Below are 21,674 nucleotides of genomic sequence, written 5' to 3' on the forward strand. Positions count from 1 at the left end.
ATATTATTTGCGTTCCAGCCAGTACATCGCATACGGTTCCAGCACCAGCGTGCCGCCCGTTGCGCAATTGGCCACGCAATCCCGCCAATCGCCCTGCAGCGCATAGCTTTGCGGCTGGCCGGAGAAATTCATCAGCGTCAGGAAGCGTTCGCCGCGCGCCAGCGCCAGCATGCCGTCCGGCGCATCGTCCAGCAATGCGCGCGGCGCGTTGGCCGCCAGTTCCTCGTGCCGCTGGCGGATGCGCACCAGCCGGGCCAGCGCCTGGTGCATCGCGCCCGGCACCGTGGATGCGTCGTAGCGATGCTTCCAGCGCTGCTCGTCGAACAATGGCCGCTGCAGCCAGCGGCTGTCCATCGCATGCTGCGGGCGATTCAGGTAGCTGTAATCGTTTTCCATCGCCAGCTCGTCGCCCATGTACAGCACCGGCAGCGCGCCGAAGCTCAAGGCCAGGCCGTGCAGCAGCAGCATGCGGCGCAGCGCCAGCGCGCGTGCTTGCTCGTCGGCCGCGCCCTGCAAGCCCGTCAGCGAGGCGGCCATGCCGTTGCTGCCGTGCGCCGCGTTCGGATCGCTGCTCTGGAAGGCGGCGCCGCTGGCGTAGCTGCCTTCGGCGCCGCTGAAGAAGCGGGCCACGCGCGCGAGGCGCGCCGCGCTGTCGCTGCCGTCGGCGGCCGCTTCCGCGCGCAGGACGTTCCAGCCGATGTCGTCGTGGCAGCGCACGTAGCTGAGCCACGTCGCGGCGGCCGGCAGCGCGGGCGTGTTGCGTATCACCTCGCGCAGCACGCCGGTGTCCTGCTCCGCCAGCCCCACCCAGCCGGCCGCCATCAGGCTGCTGTGATAGGCGATGTGGCACTCCGGCGCGGTGGCGCTGCCCAGGTAGGCCGGCAGCTCGCGCGTCGGCACGATGGCCTCGGCCTTCAGCAGCACGCCCGGGGCGACGATATCGACAATCGCGCGCAGGGCCTGCAGCAGCTGGTGCGCTTCCGGCTGGTTCATGCTGTTGCTGCCTTCGCGCTTCCACAGGAAGGCGGTGGAATCGAGGCGGAATACCTCGATGCCGCGATTGGCCAGGCGCAGCAGCGCGACGGCCATCTCGGCAAACACCGCCGGGTTAGCGTAGTTCAAGTCCCACTGGTAGGGATAGAAAGTGGTCCACACCCAGCCGTCCAGCGCGCCGACAAAACTGAAATTGCCCGGCGCGACTTGCGGGAACACCTGGCCCAGCGTGCGCTCGTAGCGGTCCGGCATATCGCGGTCGGCGAACACATGGAACATCGCGCGCGCGCCGGCGTCGCCCGCCTTGGCGGCCTGCGCCCAGGCGTGATCGTCGGCCACGTGGTTCAGGATGAAGTCCGAACACAGGCTGATGCCGGCCGCGCGCAGTTGCGCGGTCAGCGCATCCAGGTCGGCGTTGCTGCCCAGCGCCGGATCGACATCGTCGAAGCTGGAGACGGCGAAGCCGCCGTCGTTCTCGCCCGCGCGCGGGCGCAGGAACGGCAGCAGGTGCAGATAGCTGACGCCCAGCTCCTGCAGGTAAGGGATGCGCGACGCCACGCCGCGCAAATCGCCGCCGAAGTTCTGCACGTAGGCGCAGTAGCCCAACATGCGCTGGCTCAGGAACCACTCCGGCTGCGCCGCGCGCTGGACATCCAGCGCGCGCAGCTCCGCCGGCCGCGCCGCGTACAACACGCCCAGGGACTCCATCAGATCGCCAAGCCAGGCGTCGAAACCGGCGTGGCCGCCATACAGGCCGGCCAGCAGCCGGCGCAACACCGGCTCGGCCGCCGCCAGCCGCTGCGCGGCCTGCGGTCGCAGATCGTCGGGGAGGGCCGCCAGCAGGCGGCCCGGCATTACATTAGAAGGCATAGGACAGGCTGACTTTCGCGGCGCGGCCGGAGATCGAGCGCGCGGCGTGGCCGTCGCCTTCCACTTCGGTGTAGCCGATCTTGTTAAACAGGTTGTTCACGCTCAGCGACAGGGTGGCCTTCTCCGTCACGCGGTAATTGGCGAAGGCGTTCACCACCTCATACGCCGGCAGCACGATGGTGTGCGCGTCGTCGCCCCACGACTTGCCGGTGCCGATCAAGCTGGCGCCGACGGTGACCTTGTCGAATTCGTAGGTCGGAGCGATCTGGTACACCACCTTGGCCTGGCGACGCGGCGTGTTGCCGATCACCGCCACGTCGCCGGGCGCGGTGCCGGTGATCTTGGCGTCGGTGTAGGTCATGCCGCCGGTGACACGGAAGCCACCGATGTTGTACGCGCCTTCCAGCTCGACACCCTTGGCGTCGTACTGGTTGGAGGTGCTGCGCTGGGTGGTGGCTTCGTAGTTGCTCTCGTCGGTCTTGGCCTGGAACAGCGTGACGAAGGTGCTGATGCCGCCGCTGCGCCACTTGACGCCGCCCTCGACCTGCTTGACGGTGTTGATGTTGATCGGCGCGCTGCCGTCGAGCGGCGTGCCGAACAGGATGCGGTCGGCATTGAAGGCCACGCCGTCGCTGACGCGGGCAAACGCCGCCAGGTTGCTGGTCACCCGATAGTTGCCACCCACCGAATACGAATTGTGATTGATCTTGTAGTCGACCTGCTGCTCGGTGGCCGCATCGTAGCGCAGGCCGCCGGTGGCGATGTTGGCGGTGCCGCTGGCGCGCTGGCGGTCCTGGCGCACGCTGGCGTCCAGGTTCAGCGGGCCGGCTTCATAGCCCAGGTTCAGGTACGGCGACGTCAGCTTGTATTCCATGTCGACCGCGCGCGAGCAGCAGCCGCCGAAGGCCGGACCGACCAGGCCCGGCGTGGCGTTCGCCGTCTGCAGCAGCGCCGGTTTGTCGCCGGTGGCCTGCATCAGGTATTCGTTGAAGTTCCAGGTCAGGCCCAGCTTCTGCGTCGACAGGTACAGGCCGGCGGTGGTGGTCAGCTTGCTGCCATCGGCCAGCTTGAAGGTCTTGGCCAGCTTGGTGTCGTTGAGCGTATTGCCGGCGTCGTCGATCGAGGTGTTGAACACCACGGCCGAGAAGGCGCGGCCGGCATAGGCCTTGCCCTTGTTCGGTCCGGTCGCGAACACGTAGTTGCCGACCGTGCCGTTGTTTGCCGCGAACACGCCGGTGAAGCGGCCGCTGTTGCTGGAGACGCGGAATTTGTCGCTCAGGTTCCAGCCCTCGCCCAGGTCGAACGAGCCTTCGAGGCCGACCGTGTCGCTCTTCACCTTCAAGCCGTCGTTGACGTTGGTCGAGACCTTGTTGTTGCTCTTGTCGAGCGTGACATCGCGCACCCAGTACGGCGAATAGAAGGTCACCTTGCGCGGATCGATGCCCGGGATTTCCTGGATCTGCTGGTTCACCACCTGCACCGGCACCGGCAGCGCGGTCGGCGACTTGTCGTCCAGGTGCTTGAACGACAGGCGGATGAAGCCGTTGTCCAGGTCATGCGTGATATTGCCGCGGATCTGGCCGCCGTTCTCGGTGCTCATGCCGGTGTTGCGCACGCCTTCGCCGGTGCGGTAGCTGCCGCCGATGAAGAAGCGCGTCTTGTCGGAGATCGGCGCGCCGTAGTCGAAGTCGAGACGGGTTTCGTCGTAGCCCAGGCCGTGGCTGATGCCGATATGGCCGCCCTTTTCCTCGCCGGTCTTGGTGATGAAGTTGATGATGCCGCCCGGCGCGTTGGTCGCCAGCGTGGAGGCCGAGCCGCCGCGCACCACTTCCAGGTGGTCCAGCGTGCCGTCGATCTTGACGTAGCTGTCCGGCGTGATGAAGTTGAAGTCGCCCGATTGCAGCACCGGCAGGCCGTCTTCCTGGATCTGCACGTAGCGCGCGCCGCCGGCCGAGATCGGCACGCCGCGCACGGTGATGTTGGCGTTGCCCTCGCCGCCCGACGATTCCGAGCGCACGCCGGGCACCGAACGCAGCACCTCGGCCGCGCTCAGCGGCGCGCCGTTCTTGATGGTATCGCCTTCCAGCGTACTGATCGACACGCTGCTTTTCATTTTCGACGAGCCTGCGGTGGTGCCGGTGACCACCACCCGCTCCATGTTGAGGCCGTCGGTGGCCGGTGCGGCCTCCTGCGCCGAGGCGCCGCCCATGTGCAGGACAGCCGTTGCAACAGCGGCAGCGATGCCGCCCAGTTTGAAGGTGCGTTGTTCCATTGTCGTCTCCAGATATTGTCGTTTTGGCCTGCCCTTTTATTGAGCAGATGCGCCATTATTCATCGGATTTCAATTTAATGCAATCGATTGCATAACGGTGCAAAAAAATATTTACCCGCTACCTATCTGTCATAGTGCACAGTCATTGCAATCGGTTGCGTAAATCACACAGAGCTGGCGCGGACGATCAATTGGGTGGGAAGTTGCAGCGAAGGCGCCGGGCGGCCGTCGACCAGTTCCAGCAGCTGGGCCACCAGCGCCCGGCCGGCCTCGCGGATAGGCTGCCGCACGGTCGTCAGCGGCGGATGGAAGTAGCTGGCCAGCTCGATATCGTCATAGCCGACCACGGCCACCTGGCCCGGCACGTCCAGCCCGTGCTGGCGCAGCGTGTTGATCGACGTCATGGCCATCAGGTCGCTGCCGGCGAAGACCGCGTCGAACGGCACGCCGCGGCGCAGCAACTCCTGCACCGCCTGCCTGCCGCCCTCCGGCAGGAAGGACACCGACACCTGCAGCGCCGGATCGACCGCGATGCCGGCCCGTTCCAGCGCGCGGCACTGGCCCGCGTAGCGCTGGCCCACTTCGGGCAGGTTGATGTCGCCGAAAAAGGCGATGTGCCGGCGGCCCTGCGCGATCAGGTGCGCGGCCGCCAGTTCGCCGCCGGTCAGGTTGTCGCCGCCGACGGTGCAGTACAGCTGCTGCGGCAGCTGCGCGCCCCACACCACGATGGGCACGTGGCGCGCGGCCAGCTGGTTCAGCTGTTCGTGGTGGCGCCACTGGCCGATCAGCACGATGCCGATGACCCGGCCCGTGTCGAACGGCGCGGCGGCCGCGTCCAGCTCCTCGGCATCGACGCGCGACACCAGCATGTCGAAGCCCAGCTCGGTGAGCGCGTCGGCCAGGCTGCCGAGCATCGACAGGAAGAAGGGATCGGACAGGTGCTGGCGCGTGGCCGAGTCGTAGGGAATGACCACGCCGACGGTGCGGTTCTGCTTCATGCGCAGGTTTTGCGCGCCGATGTTGATGGTGTACTTGAGCGAGCGCGCCAGCTCCATGATGCGCACCCGCGTCTCTTCGCTGACCAGCTTGCTGCCCGCCAGCGCGCGCGACACCGTCGACGTCGACACGCCGGCCAGCCGCGCGATGTCGGCCATTTGCAGGCGCCGCTGCTGGGCGGAGCCGTCCGCGTCGGGCGGCGTGGTCTTGGGCATGGCTTATTGCGGCACGGTGTCTTTGAACGACTGGCGCTCGGACAGTTTGTCGTACAGCCGCGCCAAATTGGCGTAGTCGTCACGCCAGCTGATTTCCGGGAAGCGGAACGACAGCCAGCCCAGCGTGCAGCCGACCGCCACGTCGGCCAGCGTGTAGTGGTTGCCGGCGCAATAAGGCTGCTCGCCCAGCTTTTCCGACAGCGACGCCAGGCCCAGGTGCACCTTGCGCATCTGGCGCGCCATCCATTCCTTGCTTTGCTGCTCCACCGGGCGCTTGATGCGCTCCAGGCGCACGCTGACGGCGGCGTCCAGCATGCCGTCGGCCAGCGCTTCCCAGCACTTGATGTCGGCGCGGTCGCGGCCGTTGGGCGGCAGCAACTTGCACACGGGGGTCAGCGTATCGAGGTACTCGACCATCACGCGCGAGTCGATCATGACGTTGCCGTCTTCCATGATCAGGCTGGGCACCTTGCCCAGCGGGTTCAGCTTGTCGATGGTGGTATCCGCGGCCCACACATCTTCCAATTCAAACTCGTAGTCGAGCTTTTTTTCCGCCAAAACGACACGAACTTTGCGTACATAGGGACTGGCGAGGGAACCGATTAGTTTCATAGAGGCTTAGAGTGGAAGATCAGACAACAGTATAACATCGGCGGGGTGGGGGCCGGCCAATGGTAAAATCACGCTTTGCGCAATTTTAACCCTGCCTTTCCTCCCCCATCATGACCACTACTCCTTACTCCACGCTGTCGGCGCTGTCGCCGCTGGACGGCCGCTACGCCGGTAAAACCGATCTGCTGCGTCCCATCCTGTCCGAATCGGGCTTCATGCACCACCGCGTCAAAGTGGAAATCTCCTGGCTGCAGGCGCTGTCGCAGGCCGGCTTCGCTGAAATCAAGCCGTTCTCGGCCGCCGGCACCGCGCTGCTGGACAAGATCGCCAACCAGTTCACCGAACAGGACGCCGCCCGCATCAAGGAAATCGAAGCCGTCACCAACCACGACGTCAAGGCCGTGGAATACTGGCTCAAGGAGCAGGTCAAGGATGTGCCGGAACTGGTGGCCGCGTCGGAGTTCATCCACTTCGCCTGCACCTCGGAAGACATCAACAACACCTCGCACGGCATGATGCTGAAGGCGGCCCGCGACAGCGTCATGCTGCCGTCGCTGACCAAGATCATCGCCCGCCTGAAGGAAATCGCCATCGACAACGCCGACGTGCCGATGCTGTCGCGCACCCACGGCCAGACCGCCAGCCCGACCACCCTGGGCAAGGAAATGGCCAACGTCGTGGCCCGCCTGCAGCGCGCCATCCAGCGCATCGAGCAGGTCGAGATCCTCGGCAAGATGAACGGCGCCGTGGGCAACTACAACGCCCACCTGTCGGCCTACCCGTCGTTCGACTGGGCGTCGTTCTCGAAGGACGTCATCGAGCAGCGCCTGGGCCTGGTGTTCAACCCGTACACCATCCAGATCGAACCGCACGACTACATGGCCGAGCTGTTCGACGCCTTCGCCCGCGTCAACACCATCCTGCTGGACCTGAACCGCGACATCTGGAGCTACGTCTCGCTGGGTTACTTCAAGCAGAAGACCAAGGCCGGCGAAATCGGTTCGTCGACCATGCCGCACAAGGTCAACCCGATCGACTTCGAAAACTCGGAAGGCAACCTGGGCCTGGCCAACGCCGTGCTCAAGCACCTGTCCGAAAAACTGCCGGTCTCGCGCATGCAGCGCGACCTGACCGATTCGACCGTGCTGCGCAACATCGGCGTCGGCCTGGGCTACACCCTGCTGGCCTACGACAGCTGCCTGCGCGGCCTGAACAAGCTGGAAGTGAACCACGCCCGCCTGGCCGCCGACCTCGACGCCAACTGGGAAGTGCTGGCCGAGCCGGTGCAGACCGTGATGCGCCGCTACGGCATCGAGAACCCGTACGAGCAGCTGAAGGAGCTGACCCGCGGCAAGGGCATCTCGAAAGACGCGCTGCGCGACTTCATCACCGGCCTGGCCATCCCGCAGGACGCCAAGGACCTGCTGCTGGCCATGACCCCGGCCAACTACATCGGCATCGCCGCGTCTCTGGCTAAAGCCATCTGATGTAGCAAAGCAATCTGCTTTACACTAGCCCCCGCGACGCAAGTCCCCCGGGGGCTTTTTTTTCGCCCGTCCAGCACGCAATGCATTTCTTTGGTATATTAGTCCTAACACGTACTATTTTCTGGAGCAACGCTTATGCAACGCTATACCAAAACGGCAATGTTGCTGCACTGGCTGACCGCCCTGCTGATCATCGCCGCCTTCTTCCTCGGCCTGACCATGGTCGACATCCCCGGCATCACGCCGACCAAGCTGAAGTACTACTCCTGGCACAAGTGGCTGGGCGTGACGGTGCTGGGCGTGGCCGCCGTGCGCCTGTTGTGGCGCAAGGCCAATATCCCGCCGCCGCCGCTGGCCAGCATTCCCGCCTGGCAGCACAAGGCGGCCGAAGGCATGCACTACCTGCTGTACTTCTTCATCTTCGCGGTGCCGGTGTCCGGCTACCTGTACACCTATGCGGCCGGCGTGCCGGTGGTCTACCTGGGCCTGTTCCAGCTGCCGGCCCTCATCGCGCCGAACGCCGAGCTTAAGCCCATCTTAAAGACCGTTCATTATGTTTTGACCATGACGATGGCAGCGGCGGTGGTCGCCCACGCCCTGGCCGCACTGAAGCACCATTTTATCGACCGCGACATCACGCTCAAGCGCATGCTGCCATAAACTTCGCCTACTATTGGAGTCCAACAATGAAAAAACTCGTACTCGTATCCCTGATGGGCGTTGCCCTGGCCGCCAGCGCCGCGGCGCTGAAAACCGATCCCGCCAAGTCGACCGTGTCGGCCGTGTTCAAGCAGATGAACGTGCCGGTGGAATCGAAGTTCAAGAAATACACCGTCGCCATCGACTACGATGCGGCCAAGCCGGACGCCTCCAAGGCCACCGTTGAAGTCGAGACCGCCAGCCTGGACGTCGGCGACGCCGACATGAACAAGGAAGTGGCGAAGAAGGAATGGTTCAACTCGGCCCAGTTCCCGAAAGCCACCTTCGTCTCGAGCGCGATCAAGAGCGCCGGCGCCGGCAAGCTGACCGTGACCGGCAAGCTGACCATCAAGGGCAAGAGCGCCGACATCACCTTCCCGCTGACGGTCAAGGCCGACGGCGGCAAGCAGGTATTCGACGGCGCGCTGCCGATCAAACGCCTGGCCTACAACATCGGCGAAGGCGAATGGAAAGACACCGGCATGGTTGCCGACGAAGTGACGATCAAGTTCCACGTCGTCGCCGGCCAATAATTTTTCACACGGAGAGCGCTACATGAAATTACAGATCCTGATCGCCACGCTGCTGGCCGCCTCGGCCTCGTCGGCCATCGCCGCCACCTACAACATCGACCCGACGCACACCTACCCGAGCTTCGAGGCCGACCACATGGGCCTGTCGGTATGGCGCGGCAAGTTCGGCAAGACCAGCGGCACCGTGACCATGGACCGCGCCGCCAAGACCGGCGCGCTGGACGTGACCATCGCGGCCGACTCGGTCGACTTCGGCATGGACAAGATGAACACCCACGCCAAGACGGCCGACATGTTCAACGTCGAGAAATTCCCGACCATCACCTACAAGAGCAAGTCGTTCAAGTTCGACGGCGACAAGCTGGTCGGCGTGGACGGCGAGCTGACGATGCTGGGCGTGACCAAGCCGGTATCGCTGAAGGTGGACAAGTTCAACTGCATCATGCACCCGCGCTACAAGCGTGAAGTGTGCGGCGCCAACGCGCTGGCCGAGTTCAAGCGCACCGATTTCGGCCTGAGCTACGGCACCCCGGCCTTCGCTCCCGAAGTCAAGCTGGCGATCCAGATCGAAGCCATCAAGGCCGACTGAACGCCTGAGCCGGCGTAGCGTTGATCGCTTGCAAGACCCGACCACGCCCCGGCAACGCGGCGTGGTTTTTTTTGCAAATGGGTTACATTAACGTTCCATTCCACCAACCTGAGGAGATGTCATGGCCGCGAAAAAAATCGCCGTAGTGATCGGCAGCCTGCGCAAGGATTCGCTGAACCGCAAATTCGCCCACGAGGTCATCGCGCTGGCGCCGCCATCGCTGGCGTTCGAGATCGTGGAGATCGGCGAACTACCGCTGTATAACCAGGACCTGGAAGAGAACGGCGCCACCGCGCCGCAGGCGTGGACGCATTTCCGCCAGCGCATCAAGGACGTCGACGGCGTGCTGTTCTTCACGCCCGAATACAACCGCTCGGTGCCGGCGCCGCTGAAGAACGCCATCGACGTAGGCTCGCGCCCTTACGGCAGCAGCGTCTGGAGCGGCAAGCCGGCCGCCATCATCAGCGTGTCGCCGGGCGCGGTCGGCGGCTTCGGCGCCAACCACCACCTGCGCCAGTCGATGGTGTTCCTCGACATGCCGCTGCTGCAGCAGCCGGAAGCCTATATCGGCGGCGCCGCCGGCCTGCTGGGCCCGGACGGCAAGCTGAACAACGACAGCACCAAACAGTTCCTGCAGAAGTTCGCCGCCACCTTTGCCGCGTGGGTAGAGACCAACGCCAGGAAGTGATCAGCGCCTGATCGCCCTGAAGGCAAGCCCGGCCGCAGTCAGCGTGGCCGGCTTGCCTGGCGGTGCCGTCTCGCGCCGCAGCGCCAGCAGCAAGGGCGTATTCCCGGCCGGCAGCAGCGCCAGGTCGGCGCCCGGCAGGCGCTGCGCCAGCAGTCCCGCCTCGTCCTCGCCCACGCGCTCACAGCTGACATAGAGCCGGTACGACGCCCAGCTATTGCCCACCTCCAGCATGAATCCGGCGACGTGGGACGTGCCCGGCTGTCCCGGCAACGCCGTCACCCGCAGCCGCGTCTTGCCCTTGCGCAGATGCAGCGTATCCCAGGTTTGCATCGGATAAAACCGCGGCGCATCCGCCGCCACGGCAGCGCCCAGCTCAGCGTTGGTTGACGGCTCGACCATGATCACCGGCAAGCCGCCCAGCGCATCCAGCGGCGCCAGCCCGCCGTAGCGGCCGGCGCTGGCCGGCGTCACCAGCAGCAGGTCGGCTTGCGGCCAGTTGCGCACCGCCTCGGCGCTGTAAGCGTCCGCGTCGGCGCCCACCGTGAGAATATCCAGCCCCTGGAAGCGGATCAGCGCCAGCCCCTTGCCGGCCAGTTGCACACGCCCGGCGGACGTCTGCGGCACCCGGGTGGTCGCGTCCAGCTCGATCACATAACGGGGCCCGATCTGCGCCACGCCCATGCTGCAGCCCAGCGCCAGCAACAGCACCACGATCAATGCCCGCAATCCATACCTGTTCCGCATTGCTTCCTCCTGGCTGACGGCTCACCAGCCAGTAGAACACCGCCACCGCCAGCTTTTCTTGAAGCAACGCAATCGCGGCAGCCGGCTTGCCTGCCGGCGCTCAAAAATCGGGCACGAATGATACAATTCGCCCCTCGACGACGTGCTTATCCAGCGCGCTTCTTCCGCCAACTTCCTCTGAGATCCAGACAGCCATGCACCCAGAAATGCCGACGCCTTACGAAAAGGGCAATCAAAATCAAACCACCTTATGGACTGAATGCATCGCGTTCTACCAGGAGCTGGCGCAGCGCTTCCCGCAAGTGCTGCGGTTTGAGCAGATCGGCGTATCCGACGGCGGCATCGCCGTGCATGCGGGCGTGGTCAGCGCGGACGGCGTGTTCGACCGCGCGCAGATCAAGGCCGAAGGCCGCCCCGTCTTCTTCAACAACAACGGCATCCATCCCGGCGAGCCGGAAGGCGTGGACGCCTGCATGGCCATCGTGCGCGACCTGTGCTTCGAGCCGGCCCGCCTGGCCGCGCTGGGCAAGACGGTGCTGCTGTTCGTCCCGCTGTACAACGTCGACGGCGCGCTGAACCGCGCCAACACCTCGCGCGTGAACCAGGACGGTCCCGAGCAGTTCGGCTTCCGCGGCAACAGCCGCCACCTCGACCTGAACCGCGACTTCATCAAGTGCGACACGCTCAACGCACAGCTGTTCAACCAGCTGATCGCCAGCTGGGATCCGGACGTCATGGTCGACACCCACACCTCCAACGGCGCCGACTACCCGTACACGATGACCTTGATCCACACGCAGGCGGACAAGCTGGGCTACGGCCTCGGCCCCTTCCTGCGCGAGACCATGCTGCCGCACATCTACGCGCAGATGGAGGCGAAAGGCTGGCCGACCTGCCCCTACGTCAACCCGGTCAAGGACAGCCCGGACGACGGCATCGCCGAATTCCTGGAAGTGCCGCGCTTCTCGACCGGCTTCACGGCGCTGCACCACGTGATCGGCTTCATGCCCGAGACGCATATGCTCAAGCCCTTCAAGGACCGCTACGATTCGATGCGCGCGCTGCTGGACGTGACGATGGCCTTCACCGTCAGCCACGGCGAGCAGATACAGAAGCTGCGCGCCGAAGCGCGCGAGCAGGCCGCCAGCGCAAAGGAATGGACCGTCAACTGGAAGCTGGACGAATCGAATCCATCGACCTTCCGCTTCAAGGGCTACGAAGCCAAGCGCAGCCCCAGCCTGCTGGGCGACTACATGCGCCTGTCCTACGACCGCAGCAAGCCGTGGGAAAAAGACATCCCCTACTACAACAGCTTCGTGCCGTCGGTCACCGTGCGTGCGCCGAAAGGATACGTGGTGCCGCAAGCCTGGCGCGAAGTGATCGAGCGCCTGCAATGGAACGGCGTCGAGATGGCCCGCTTCGACGAGGCCTCGGTCATCGAGGCGCAGTACTACCATATCGCCGCCGTCACCTCGCGCCCGAACGCCTACGAAGGCCATATGTACCACGACGCGGTGGAACTGGAAGCGCGCACCGGCAGCTTCACCGTGCAGCCGGGCGACTACTTCATTCCACTCAAGCAGGTGCGCGCCCGCTACGTCGTCGAAACGCTGGAACCGCAGGGCCACGACTCGTTCTTCCGCTGGGGCTTCTTCAACAGCGTGCTGGAGAAAAAAGAAGCGTTCTCCGACTACGTGTTCGAAGACCTGGCGCTGGAGATGCTGGAAACCGAGCCTGAGCTGAAGGCCAGGTTCGAGCAGTGGAAGGCCGCCCATCCGGAACTGCTGGCCAACCAGGACAAGGTCCTCGGCTTCATCTTCGAGCACGGCAAGCGTCACGCCGAGCCGGAATGGCGCCGCTACCCGGTGCTGTCGGTTTTCTAAAACCGCCATGCACTACGCCCTCAACCCGCGCACCTTCTTCTACAGTCATTACTTCTATCTGGGCCTGCGCTTTGCCGCGGGCCTGATCGGCGTGACGCTGATCGCCCTGCAGTTCTCCAACATGGCGACCGCGATGACGGTCTGCATCGGAGCCCTCTGCACCGCGCTGATGGACATGCCCAGCCCGTTGCGCCACAAGTTCAACGAGATGAGCGCCTCGGTGCTGCTGTGCAGCGCCGTCACGCTGCTGATCAGCCTTTGCGCGCCGCTGCCATGGCTGCTGATGACGATGCTGGTGGTGATCAGCTTCCTGGCCTGCATGATGGTCGTCTACGGCAAGAAGTCGATGCCGCTGCAACTGGCCACCTTGTTCATCATGACCATGTCGATGGAACACGAGATGACGGTGCGCGAGTCCTTCATCCACACCGGCCTGTTCACGCTGGGCGCCGTCGCCTACCTGGCCTACGCCATGGGCATCTCGTGGATACTGCGCCACCGCATCAAGCAGCAGGTGCTGGCGGAAGCCTTGTTCGAGCTGGCCGCCTACATCGACATCAAGGCCGACTTCTACGACAACCGCTACAACCTCACCGAACAATTCAACAAGCTGGTGCGCCATCAAAGCCTGCTGGCCGACCGCCAGCAGGCGTCGCGCGACCTGATACTGCGCAGCCACCAGAACAGCAAGGACGCCATCGTCGTGCAGACCCACGTCTGCATGCTGGACCTGTATGAGCTGATCCTGTCGACCCACACCGACTACACCCAGCTGCGCCTGCACCTGGCCGATGCGCCGGTGCTGAAAACGCTGCACGACCTGGCTTACAAGGCTGCGCGCGATATCGAATCGGTGGCCTACGACGTCACCCGCAAGAAGGCTTCCTACCCGGAGATCAGCTACGCACCGGAGCTGGAGGCGATAGAGGCGGAGCTGGCGGCCCTGCAGCGCCGCATCGACGAGGGCAAGCCGCAGCAGGAGGCGCTGGCCGTGCTGCGCGCCCAGCGCAACAAGATCCGCGCCATCATCAAGATGATCGGCGAGCTGCACCAGGCCAGCCAGAAGGCCTACGACAGCACGCCATTCTGGGTCGACGCCGACATGGGCCCGTTCCTGTCGCAGCAGAAGTACGAGTTCCGCATGATCCTGTCGCACCTGCGCTGGGACTCGCCGATCTTCCGCTTCTCGCTCCGCGTGGCGATGGCGATCTCGGTCGGCCTGGCGGTGGCCGCGTGGCTGCCGTATGCGGCGCACAGCTACTGGATCGTGCTGACCATCGTCATCATCCTCAAGCCCAGCTTCAGCATGACCAAGCAGCGCCGCGGCGACCGCATCGTCGGCACCATCGTCGGTTGCGTGATCACCGCGCTGATCATCAAGTTCTTCAACTATCCGGCGGTGATACTGGGCTTCCTGATTTTGTCGACAGTGGCCACGCCGACCTTCATCTACCTGCGCTACCGCTATGCGGCGATCGCCGTCAGTATCATGATACTGCTGCAAATGCACCTGATCGCGCCGGGCAACCACGACCTGATCATGGAGCGCCTGATCGACACCTTCATCGGCGCGGCCGTGGCGACGGCGTTCAGCTTCGTGCTGGCCAGCTGGGAATATCAAACCCTGCCGGGCCTGATCCGCGAGGTGCTGGACGTGAACCTGCGCTACATGCGGGCCAGCTTCGATCTGCTGCAAGGCAAGGGCAAGGACGATTTCGCCTACCGCATCGAGCGCAAGCGGCTGATGGACAGCCTGGCCTCGCTCAGCTCCGCGCTGGTGCGCATGCTCGACGAGCCGGCCCGCATGCAGCGAGCGGTGGAGGACATCAATCTGTTCATCGTGCAGAACTACCTGCTGGTGGCCCATGTGGCCGCGCTGCGCGCCATCCTGCGCCGCCACACGAAGGAACTGCCGACGGCGCCCGTCAACGCCATGCTGAGCGAAAGCCACGACCAGGTGGTGCGCATCCTGACGCAGGCGCTGGCGCCGCAGGGCAAGGCCGCCATGACGATGACCGCACCAGCCGCCGCACCGTCCATCGACGAAACCAGCGTGCCGTGGTCCGGCTGGCCGCTGGTCCAGCGCCGCATCCGCCTGCTGCAGGCCGACGCCCTCAAGATCATCGTCCACAGCGAAGCCATCGTACGCGACGTCGCCTAGGCTGATAACATAGGGCGATGAACTCATCGTCCACTTCCTTCAGCACGCGCGACCTGGTGTCCGCATTGTTCGTCGTCCTGATCTGGGGCACCAACTTCGTCGCGATGAAGGTCGGCCTGCGCGACCTGACTCCGTTCCAGATGGGCGCCGGCCGCTACGTCTTCGCCGTGCTGCCGCTGATCCTGTTCGTGCGTCCGCCCAAGCTGCCGGTCAAGTGGGTCGTGCTGTACGGCCTGTTCCAGGGCGTCGGCCAATTCGGCCTGCTGTTCCTGTCGCTGCGGATCGGCATGTCGGCCTCGCTGGCCTCGGTGATCCTGCAAACCCAGGTCTTCTTCACCGCCTTCTTCGGCTTCGCGCTGCTGCACGAACGCGCCAGCCGCGCGCTGCAGGCGGGCTTGCTGCTGGCCGCCGCAGGCCTGGTCTGCTTCGGCATGAACTACGTGCAACCTGGCCACGCCGGCGCCACCACCGCTGGCGGCTTCGCCCTGTGCCTGGCCGCCGCCGCGATGTGGGCGGCATCGAACATCGTCGTGCGCCGCGCGCAGCAGGCCACGCCGCAATTCGATGTGGTGAGCTTCATGGTCTGGTGCAGCCTGGTGCCCATCGTGCCGTTCGTCGGCCTGTCGCTGGCCTTCGACGCTCCCGCCACCCGCTGGCACTGGACCGCCGCGCCTTTCAGCACCTGGATCGCCGTCGCCTACCTTGGCTGGATGGCCACCATCCTCGGCTACGCGATGTGGACGCGTTTGTTGAAGCGCCACCCCGTCAACCGCGTCGCGCCGTTCAGCCTTGGCGTGCCGGTGGTCGGCATCAGCACCGGCATGATCGTGCTGGGCGACGTCATCACCGCCTGGCAGTGGGGCGGCATCACGCTGATCGTGCTGTCGCTGGTCTGCACCATGTTCGGCGGCCGCTGGCTGGACAGGCGCTAGGCGAAGCACACCCGGTTGCGGCCCGACTCCTTGGCGCGGTACAGCAGCGCGTCGGCCTTCTGCAGCATCGCTTCCGCCGTGCCGGCGGCGATGTCGGCGTACACGCCCATGCTCATGGTCACCTTCAGGTCCGGGTGCATTTCATGCCACGGGAAGCCCTCGATCAGGTTGCGCAGCTTGTCGCACAGCGCGGCCGCCTGCGGCAGCTCGGTCTCCGGGAAGGCGATGACGAATTCCTCGCCGCCGTAGCGCGCCACCAGGTCGCTCAGGCGCATGTGGCTGCGCAGGATCTCGCCCACCTGGCGCAGCACCGCGTCGCCGGTGGCATGCGAGAACTGGTCGTTGATGCGCTTGAAGTGATCGATATCGCCGATCACCATGCTGAATGGGCGCTGGTGGCGCACCGCATGGCTGAACAGCGTGGTGGCCTGCTCGTCGAAGTGCCGGCGGTTATGCAGCTTGGTCAGCGCATCGCGCACGCTCAACTCGCGCATCTGCTCCGCCTGCGCCAGGATGGTCTGGTGCGAGTTCTTCAACTCTTCGTGCGAGCGCGCCAGCTTCTCGCTCATGTCGTTGAAGGCGCTGGCCAGCGTCGCCACTTCGTCCTTGCCCTCCACCGGCACGCGCTGCAGCAGCGAGCCGCCGTGCATCGCCCGCACGGCGCCGGTCAGGTGGCTCAGCTTGCGGCTCAGTCCACGGCTCAGCAGCACGCCCAGCGCCAGCGCCAGCACCGCGGCGCCCGTCACGCCGGCGATCAGCGCCTCGCGCATCGCCGCCAGGTATTGCAGTTCCTGCTTGCTGGGCGTGAACACGCCTTCCGGCGAGATGTAGGCGGCCACCTGGCCGTTCACCATCACCGGGCGCGCGTCCTTGCGCGAGGCCTCCGGCAGCAGGTCGTCGTGACGATAGACGCCGGCGCCCAGCAGCACACGGTAGTTCGGGCCGGTCAGGATGAAGTGGAAAGGCGGCTCTCCGCCCGCACCCGGCCCCCGTGGCGGTGGCGGGCGACGGCCTTCCGGCGGCCCGTTCTCCTCGCCACGAGGGCCTTCGGGCGGTGGCCCTTCCGATCTTTGGCCATCTTCCTCGCGCGGTGGCCTGCCGTTATCCGGCCGGCCGTCGGCGCGATGCATATAGTTGTCGAACGGCTCGGCGGCCACGGCCGCCTCCCAGCTGCCATGCTTTTGCAGATAAGCGTTGACGGCGTCGTAGAAATGATCGGCCGCCTGCTGGCGCCGGATCAGGTCGACTTTCTTGGTCATGCCGACGTACGCCAGTCCCCCCACCATCGCCACCGCAGCCAGACCGGTCAGCAGCAAAGCCAGCATGAATTTTGTGCGCAGGGACATCGAAACTCCATCAGATTATTGCCAATTGGACACAATGATACCTCGAACGAACGCGTCCGAGCCAAGAAATACTGACTATAACGTTGCCAATAGGAACGCTTTTCTCATAGGAGAAAGCACCAGTTATATAGAAAACTTATGGCGTTTATCACAAATCAAAAGTTTTCTTATTACTGAAAGCCGCGCATACTGCACTGCAACAAACGAACATTCATAGGAGCTTCTGATGAGCACGACCAACCTGACCTACAACGACTTCGCAAGCAATGGCTACCTGAGCAACGTGGCAACTGCCGCCCGCCAATTGATCGCAGCACTGTTCGCTGTCAAGGCAAGTCCAGCCGTAGTGGCGGACGAGGTGGCCGAGATGCACAGCAAGGAAGCTTCGATTTACTGGCTGAACAGCCTGGCCAATGATTGCGAACGTCATTCCCCTAACCTGTCTGCCGAACTGCGCTTCATGGCGTCGCGCGGTTAATTGAACCAATTTTTGAATTTAACTTCCTGGAGATCACCATGCTGACCATTATCGAAAACCTGCCTGCCGCCATCGCCCTGTCCGGCCTCGTTCTGCGCCTGTACCTGGGTGCCAACCCAAGCAAAGACGAAGCGTAAGCTGCAGACGTAAAAAAAGCCCCGGCCGCATTCAGCGCGCCGGGGCTTTTTTACGTCCAGGGCTGTTACTTGTTCAGGTTCGACTTGCGGATGCCGTAGAAGAAATAGGTAACGATCGCGGCGCTCATCCAGATGATGAAGATGGTGTAAGTCGTCAGCGACAGGCCGAACATCAGGTACAGGCAGGCGCAGATGCTCAGGCCCGGCACAAAGTAAGGGCCGAAAGGCACGCGGAAGCCCTTGGTGCCCTTGCCGTTTTCCTTCTTGCGCATCACCGGCACCGCCAGCGACACCACGATGAAGGCCGTCAGCGTGCCCATGCTGACCATGTCCCACAGGAAGGTCGCGTCGACAAAGCCGGCCACCAGGCCCACCACCGTGCAGACGATCAAGGTGTTGTGCACCGGCGATGCCGTGCGCGGGCTCACCTTGCGGAACGATGGCGAGATCAGGCCGTCCTTCGAGATCGCGTACAGGATGCGGGTCTGGCCGTAGATCGTCACCAAGGTCACGCTGAACACCGAGATCACCGCGCCCGCAGCCAGCACCAGCGCCGGCCAGGTCTTGCCGGTGACGTTCTGCAGGATCACGGCGAGGCCGGCTTCCTGCCCGGCGAATTTATAGGCCGGCTGCGCGCCCATGGCCGCCACGGCCACCAGCAGGTAGAACAGGGTCACGATGCCCAGCGCGGCCAGGATGCCGATCGGCACATTGCGCTTGGGGTCGCGCACTTCCTCGCCGGCGGTGGCCACGGTGTCCAGGCCGATGAAGGAGAAGAACACGGTTGCCGCGGCGGCCGTCACGCCGGTCATGCCGGTGATGTGGACGCCGTTGTCCGGGCTGAAGAACGGATGGAAATTGTTTATATCAAAGCCGGAGAAGGCGATCACCACGAAGAAGATCAGGATCGCCAGCTTGATCATCACCATGATCGCGTTGGTGGTGGCCGATTCCTTGGTGCCGCGTATCAGCAGCAGGCAGCACAGGCCCACCAGCAGGATGGGCGGCAGGTTGATATGGCCGCCATGGAACTCGATGCCCTTGGCCGTCGACACTATCATCGGCGAGCGCAGCACTTCGGGGATATGCCAGCCGAAGGCGTTGTTGAGGAAGTTGTTCAGGTAGTCGGACCAGCCGATCGCCGTGGCGCTGGCCGCCAATCCATATTCGAGCAGCAGGCAGGCGGCCATGATGAAGGCCAGGAACTCGCCCACCGTCGCGTAAGCGAAGGAGTACGAAGAGCCGGACGCCGGAATGCGGAACGACAGCTCGGCATAGCACAGCGCGGTCAGGCCGGCGGTGATCGCGGCGAACAGGAAGGACAGGATCACGGAAGGACCGGCTTTTGGCACGGCTTCGACCATCGTGAAGAAAATGCCGGTGCCGATCGTGGCGCCGACACCGATCATAGTCAGGGGAAACAGTCCGATGGAGCGGTGCAGGCTGTTGCTGCTTGGGGCGTGTTCTACTGCTGTGGTGTCGACCGGTTTGGTACGGGTCAGTTTCTGGACCAGCGTTTGGTTCACAGGCGGTTCCTTGTGGGAGAGATGTTCGGGCAAAAAAACTAAGCGATTATAGGGCCTTCCGGCCCATCGCCATACAGTAATTTTGTGTTAGAAAAACAACTCAGAGGCCAGACGCCACAAGGGGAAGGTTACAGTTGCTTACTTTTGATACAGCACGATGTATAGATTGAAAACCCGCGCCCCGCTACTCTTGAGTCAAGTGTTACATTCCGTCAAGAAGGAGCCTGCCATGCCTATCCAAAAGATCCCTACCGTATCCCGGCGTTTCCACCCTGCGGTGGCGGGCGCCGCCGTGGCCCTGCTGGGGCTGGCGGGCACCCTGGCGGCGTTGCTGATGCGCGGTTAAGCGAACGGTCCCAGATAGTCGCGTTTCCCCACCGGCACGCCCTGGTTGCGCAGGATGTCGTGCGCGGTGACGATGTGGAAGAAGAAATTCGGCAGCGCGAAGGTCAACAGGTAATCGTCACCTTTGAACTCGGGCTGGAACGAACCAAAATTAAGTTTGATCGTACGCACCTCGCTGCCCGCCAGCGCATCCGCGTCGACGCTGTTCAGATAGGCGATGGTGTTGGCGATGCGTTCCTGCAATTGATCGAACGACGTCTCGTTGTCTTCAAACTTGGGCGCCGCCACGCCGCTGAGGCGCTCCACCGACATTTTCGACGTATCGCTGGCGCGCTGCACCTGCGCCGACAGCGGAAGCATATCGTCGGCCAGCCGCGCAGAGATCATCGCATCCGGCACCGAGCCATGCTGCTCCACGTGCGCCTCCGCCTTGTGCAGCAAATCCGCCAGCACATTCAACCCGCGCACAAACACGGGCACCGAAACCTGATGCATCGATAGCGACATAGTCTGCTCCTGTTGATTGAATACAGCAGTATAGCCGCTACCCACCATGCGCGCCGTCAGGCCAGCTCGTCGACGTTGTTGCCGATTTTGCTGGCATCGGAAGCCTTGTCCGATGGATGCGAGACATCGTAGACCAGCTGCTCCTGTTCGGAGACCGTGCCATCCTGGTTGGTGTCGGCCGCTTCGTAGGTTTTGGTCGAGCTGCTGGCGCCACCTGCTCCGCCCGCGCCTTCAGGAGGCTTGCCACCGCCGTGTGCTCCGCCGGTGCCGCCCGCACCACCCGCAGGACGCGGCGGTGCGAAGGTGCCGCTCTTGATCGCCGTCTCCAGATCGGACTGCGTGATCGAGCCGTTCTTCTGCGTGTCGATGGCGTCGAACTGCTTGGTGGCGTCATCGGCCGATACGCCCTTGGACTCCAGGCCGGACACGAATTCATCCTTGTTGACCTTGCCATCCTTGTCGGTATCCAGATCGCTGAATACCTTGGATGCAAAGCGCGCCGCGCCCTTGGCGGGATCGAAGACGGTGGCTTGGGTGCTGGTGCTTGAGATGCCGCTGATTGCTGTCGTCATGGTGCTTACTCCGTAGTTAAGGACAATGCTGCTCCTGTTAACGAACTAATCCATGTAACCATGATCCCGCAAGGTGTAAAGGCGGGTAAAGATCGGGATCAGCTGACGCGCACCACCATCAAGCCGGCCCGCAGGCCGACGCGCACGTCGGGATTGGGGAAAACCACCAGCTCCTCGGGATGCTGGACGGTGTAGATCGTGTCGCCGTCGCGGGCGATTTCCTCGCCTTGCTTCAGCGCCGTGAAGTTGTGCGTGTCCTTGCCGAAGGCCATCTGGAACTGATCGCTCAACTTGATGATCTGGCGCGCGGTGTTGAAGACGTGCGGCTGTTGTTTGGCCTCGCGCCTGGCCGCGCCGCGCAGCAGATCGTCCAGCGCCAGCGAGGCGTCGGCAAATTGCGCGAGGTCGTTCTGGCCCAGCGTGCCGATGCGCCCCAGCTCGATCGTGGTGCCGGCCGCCGCATGATGCTCGGCCGAATAGTAGCTGTACGTCCCCACCGACGCCGGGTTCATGATGACGGCGCCGATGCCGGCCAGGCCCAGCCATTCGATCAGCGTATGCCGCGGCTGGTCCGCGATAATCTCCGGCACGATGGCGAAGGTTGGATAGACCGACGGCCGTATCGCCGTGTGCAGATCCAGGTGCCAACGCACCGGCCCCGCATCCGCAAAGAAGGCCGTGGTGGCGGCGATCATCACGTCGGCGCGCGCCGCTTCGGCGGTGCCTTCCAGCGACCCGCGCTCCTTGCGGAACATGCGGTTCAGGTCGGCATCGATGAAGCGTTTGCCGGCGCGGATGGCGCCGATATTGCCGACGCAAAGCATCAGGTTGACCGCCAGCGAGGAAGCCTGATGCGACAGGGCGTCCAGCAGATACGCCACCATCTCGATCGGGCCGGTCTCGTCGCCGTGCACACCGACCGAGACCAGCACGCTCGGACGATCGCCGGCAGCCTTGATGGTCAGGATACCGTCGGCCGGCTGCGCCACCGCAAAACCGGCCGCCGAAAAGCGCTGCGCCACGGCGCTGAAATCCGCTTCGGCGAGCGAGCGTACGGCTTCCGGCAAGGCTGCTGGAAAATCTCCCATC

General features: G+C 64.1%; 19 protein-coding genes. 9 read left to right on the plus strand and 10 right to left on the minus strand.

Annotated features, from left to right (window positions below; genetic code table 11):
• Positions 1-3 precede the first annotated feature (3 nt).
• From ABWW33_RS26210 to ABWW33_RS26225, 4 genes are all read right to left on the minus strand, one after another.
• The gene (locus ABWW33_RS26210; RefSeq protein ID WP_353404387.1) at positions 4-1,863 is read right to left on the minus strand and encodes an alpha-amylase family protein; all 1,860 of its coding nucleotides are present in this window, start codon (positions 1,861-1,863) and stop codon (positions 4-6) included.
• Positions 1,853-4,135 carry a TonB-dependent receptor gene (locus tag ABWW33_RS26215; RefSeq protein ID WP_176655749.1) on the minus strand — a complete coding sequence of 761 codons (2,283 nt, stop codon included), beginning with the start codon at positions 4,133-4,135 and terminating at the stop codon, positions 1,853-1,855. Before ABWW33_RS26215 ends, ABWW33_RS26210 begins: the two co-directional genes overlap by 11 nt.
• Positions 4,136-4,299: 164 nt before the next feature.
• Positions 4,300-5,346, minus strand: a complete 1,047-nt coding sequence (locus ABWW33_RS26220; RefSeq protein WP_176655750.1) for a LacI family DNA-binding transcriptional regulator — start codon at positions 5,344-5,346, stop codon at positions 4,300-4,302.
• A 3-nt stretch (positions 5,347-5,349) separates the two neighbouring features.
• Positions 5,350-5,958, minus strand: coding sequence for a glutathione S-transferase family protein (locus ABWW33_RS26225; protein WP_353404388.1), 609 nt, complete (start codon positions 5,956-5,958; stop codon positions 5,350-5,352).
• A gap of 110 nt (positions 5,959-6,068) precedes the next feature.
• On the opposite strand from ABWW33_RS26225, the gene purB reads away from it, so the two are divergent.
• The 5 genes from purB to ABWW33_RS26250 all read left to right on the plus strand — a co-directional run bounded on the left by purB (position 6,069) and on the right by ABWW33_RS26250 (position 9,954).
• Entirely contained in the window at positions 6,069-7,445 is a 1,377-nt protein-coding gene (gene purB / locus ABWW33_RS26230) for an adenylosuccinate lyase (RefSeq protein ID WP_353404390.1), read from the plus strand.
• Positions 7,446-7,580: 135 nt separating this feature from the next.
• Positions 7,581-8,105, plus strand: coding sequence for a cytochrome b (locus ABWW33_RS26235; RefSeq protein WP_176655753.1), 525 nt, complete (start codon positions 7,581-7,583; stop codon positions 8,103-8,105).
• A 26-nt stretch (positions 8,106-8,131) separates the two neighbouring features.
• Positions 8,132-8,677, plus strand: coding sequence for a YceI family protein (locus tag ABWW33_RS26240; protein ID WP_176655754.1), 546 nt, complete (start codon positions 8,132-8,134; stop codon positions 8,675-8,677).
• Between the two features lie 22 nt (positions 8,678-8,699).
• Positions 8,700-9,266: a YceI family protein gene (locus tag ABWW33_RS26245; RefSeq protein ID WP_353404392.1), complete on the plus strand. Its 567-nt coding sequence runs from the start codon at positions 8,700-8,702 to the stop codon at positions 9,264-9,266.
• A gap of 121 nt (positions 9,267-9,387) precedes the next feature.
• A complete protein-coding gene (locus tag ABWW33_RS26250) occupies positions 9,388-9,954 on the plus strand; it encodes an NADPH-dependent FMN reductase (RefSeq protein WP_176655756.1) in 567 nt (188 codons plus the stop codon).
• On the opposite strand, the gene ABWW33_RS26255 is transcribed toward ABWW33_RS26250, so the two are convergent.
• Entirely contained in the window at positions 9,955-10,698 is a 744-nt protein-coding gene (locus ABWW33_RS26255; RefSeq protein ID WP_353404393.1) for an MBL fold metallo-hydrolase, read from the minus strand. It lies immediately after the preceding gene.
• Between the two features lie 194 nt (positions 10,699-10,892).
• Between ABWW33_RS26255 and ABWW33_RS26260 the strand changes: the two genes are divergently transcribed.
• Genes ABWW33_RS26260 through ABWW33_RS26270 form a run of 3 tightly spaced genes read left to right on the plus strand, consistent with a single transcriptional unit; the run spans position 10,893 to position 15,674 of the window.
• Positions 10,893-12,581 carry a M14 family zinc carboxypeptidase gene (locus ABWW33_RS26260; protein ID WP_353404394.1) on the plus strand — a complete coding sequence of 563 codons (1,689 nt, stop codon included), beginning with the start codon at positions 10,893-10,895 and terminating at the stop codon, positions 12,579-12,581.
• A gap of 7 nt (positions 12,582-12,588) precedes the next feature.
• On the plus strand, positions 12,589-14,742 hold the full coding sequence (locus ABWW33_RS26265) for an FUSC family protein (protein WP_176655759.1): 2,154 nt from the start codon (positions 12,589-12,591) through the stop codon (positions 14,740-14,742).
• A 17-nt stretch (positions 14,743-14,759) separates the two neighbouring features.
• Positions 14,760-15,674, plus strand: coding sequence for an EamA family transporter (locus ABWW33_RS26270; protein ID WP_353404395.1), 915 nt, complete (start codon positions 14,760-14,762; stop codon positions 15,672-15,674).
• Here ABWW33_RS26270 and ABWW33_RS26275 read toward each other — a convergent pair.
• Complete coding sequence (locus tag ABWW33_RS26275; RefSeq protein ID WP_353404396.1) at positions 15,671-17,020, minus strand: sensor domain-containing diguanylate cyclase; 1,350 nt, start codon at positions 17,018-17,020, stop codon at positions 15,671-15,673. The two genes, ABWW33_RS26270 and ABWW33_RS26275, sit on opposite strands and share 4 nt — an antisense overlap.
• Before the next feature lie 226 nt (positions 17,021-17,246).
• On the opposite strand from ABWW33_RS26275, the gene ABWW33_RS26280 reads away from it, so the two are divergent.
• Positions 17,247-17,498 (plus strand): hypothetical protein, encoded by a 252-nt coding sequence (locus ABWW33_RS26280; RefSeq protein ID WP_353404398.1) that lies wholly within the window; start codon positions 17,247-17,249, stop codon positions 17,496-17,498.
• Positions 17,499-17,700: 202 nt separating this feature from the next.
• Here the strand turns inward: ABWW33_RS26280 and ABWW33_RS26285 are convergent, their stop codons facing one another.
• The 4 genes from ABWW33_RS26285 to ABWW33_RS26300 form a co-directional block, all read right to left on the minus strand.
• Positions 17,701-19,161 carry an APC family permease gene (locus ABWW33_RS26285; RefSeq protein ID WP_176655762.1) on the minus strand — a complete coding sequence of 487 codons (1,461 nt, stop codon included), beginning with the start codon at positions 19,159-19,161 and terminating at the stop codon, positions 17,701-17,703.
• 342 nt (positions 19,162-19,503) lie between these two features.
• The gene (locus tag ABWW33_RS26290) at positions 19,504-20,013 is read right to left on the minus strand and encodes a DUF1993 domain-containing protein (RefSeq protein WP_353404400.1); all 510 of its coding nucleotides are present in this window, start codon (positions 20,011-20,013) and stop codon (positions 19,504-19,506) included.
• Between the two features lie 56 nt (positions 20,014-20,069).
• The gene (locus ABWW33_RS26295; protein WP_353404401.1) at positions 20,070-20,585 is read right to left on the minus strand and encodes an EF-hand domain-containing protein; all 516 of its coding nucleotides are present in this window, start codon (positions 20,583-20,585) and stop codon (positions 20,070-20,072) included.
• Positions 20,586-20,683: 98 nt separating this feature from the next.
• Positions 20,684-21,673 carry a succinylglutamate desuccinylase gene (locus ABWW33_RS26300; RefSeq protein WP_353404402.1) on the minus strand — a complete coding sequence of 330 codons (990 nt, stop codon included), beginning with the start codon at positions 21,671-21,673 and terminating at the stop codon, positions 20,684-20,686.
• Between the last annotated feature and the right edge of the window lies 1 nt (position 21,674).

The organism is Duganella hordei (genome assembly GCF_040369125.1).
Taxonomy (GTDB): Bacteria; Pseudomonadota; Gammaproteobacteria; order Burkholderiales; family Burkholderiaceae_D; genus Rugamonas; species Rugamonas hordei.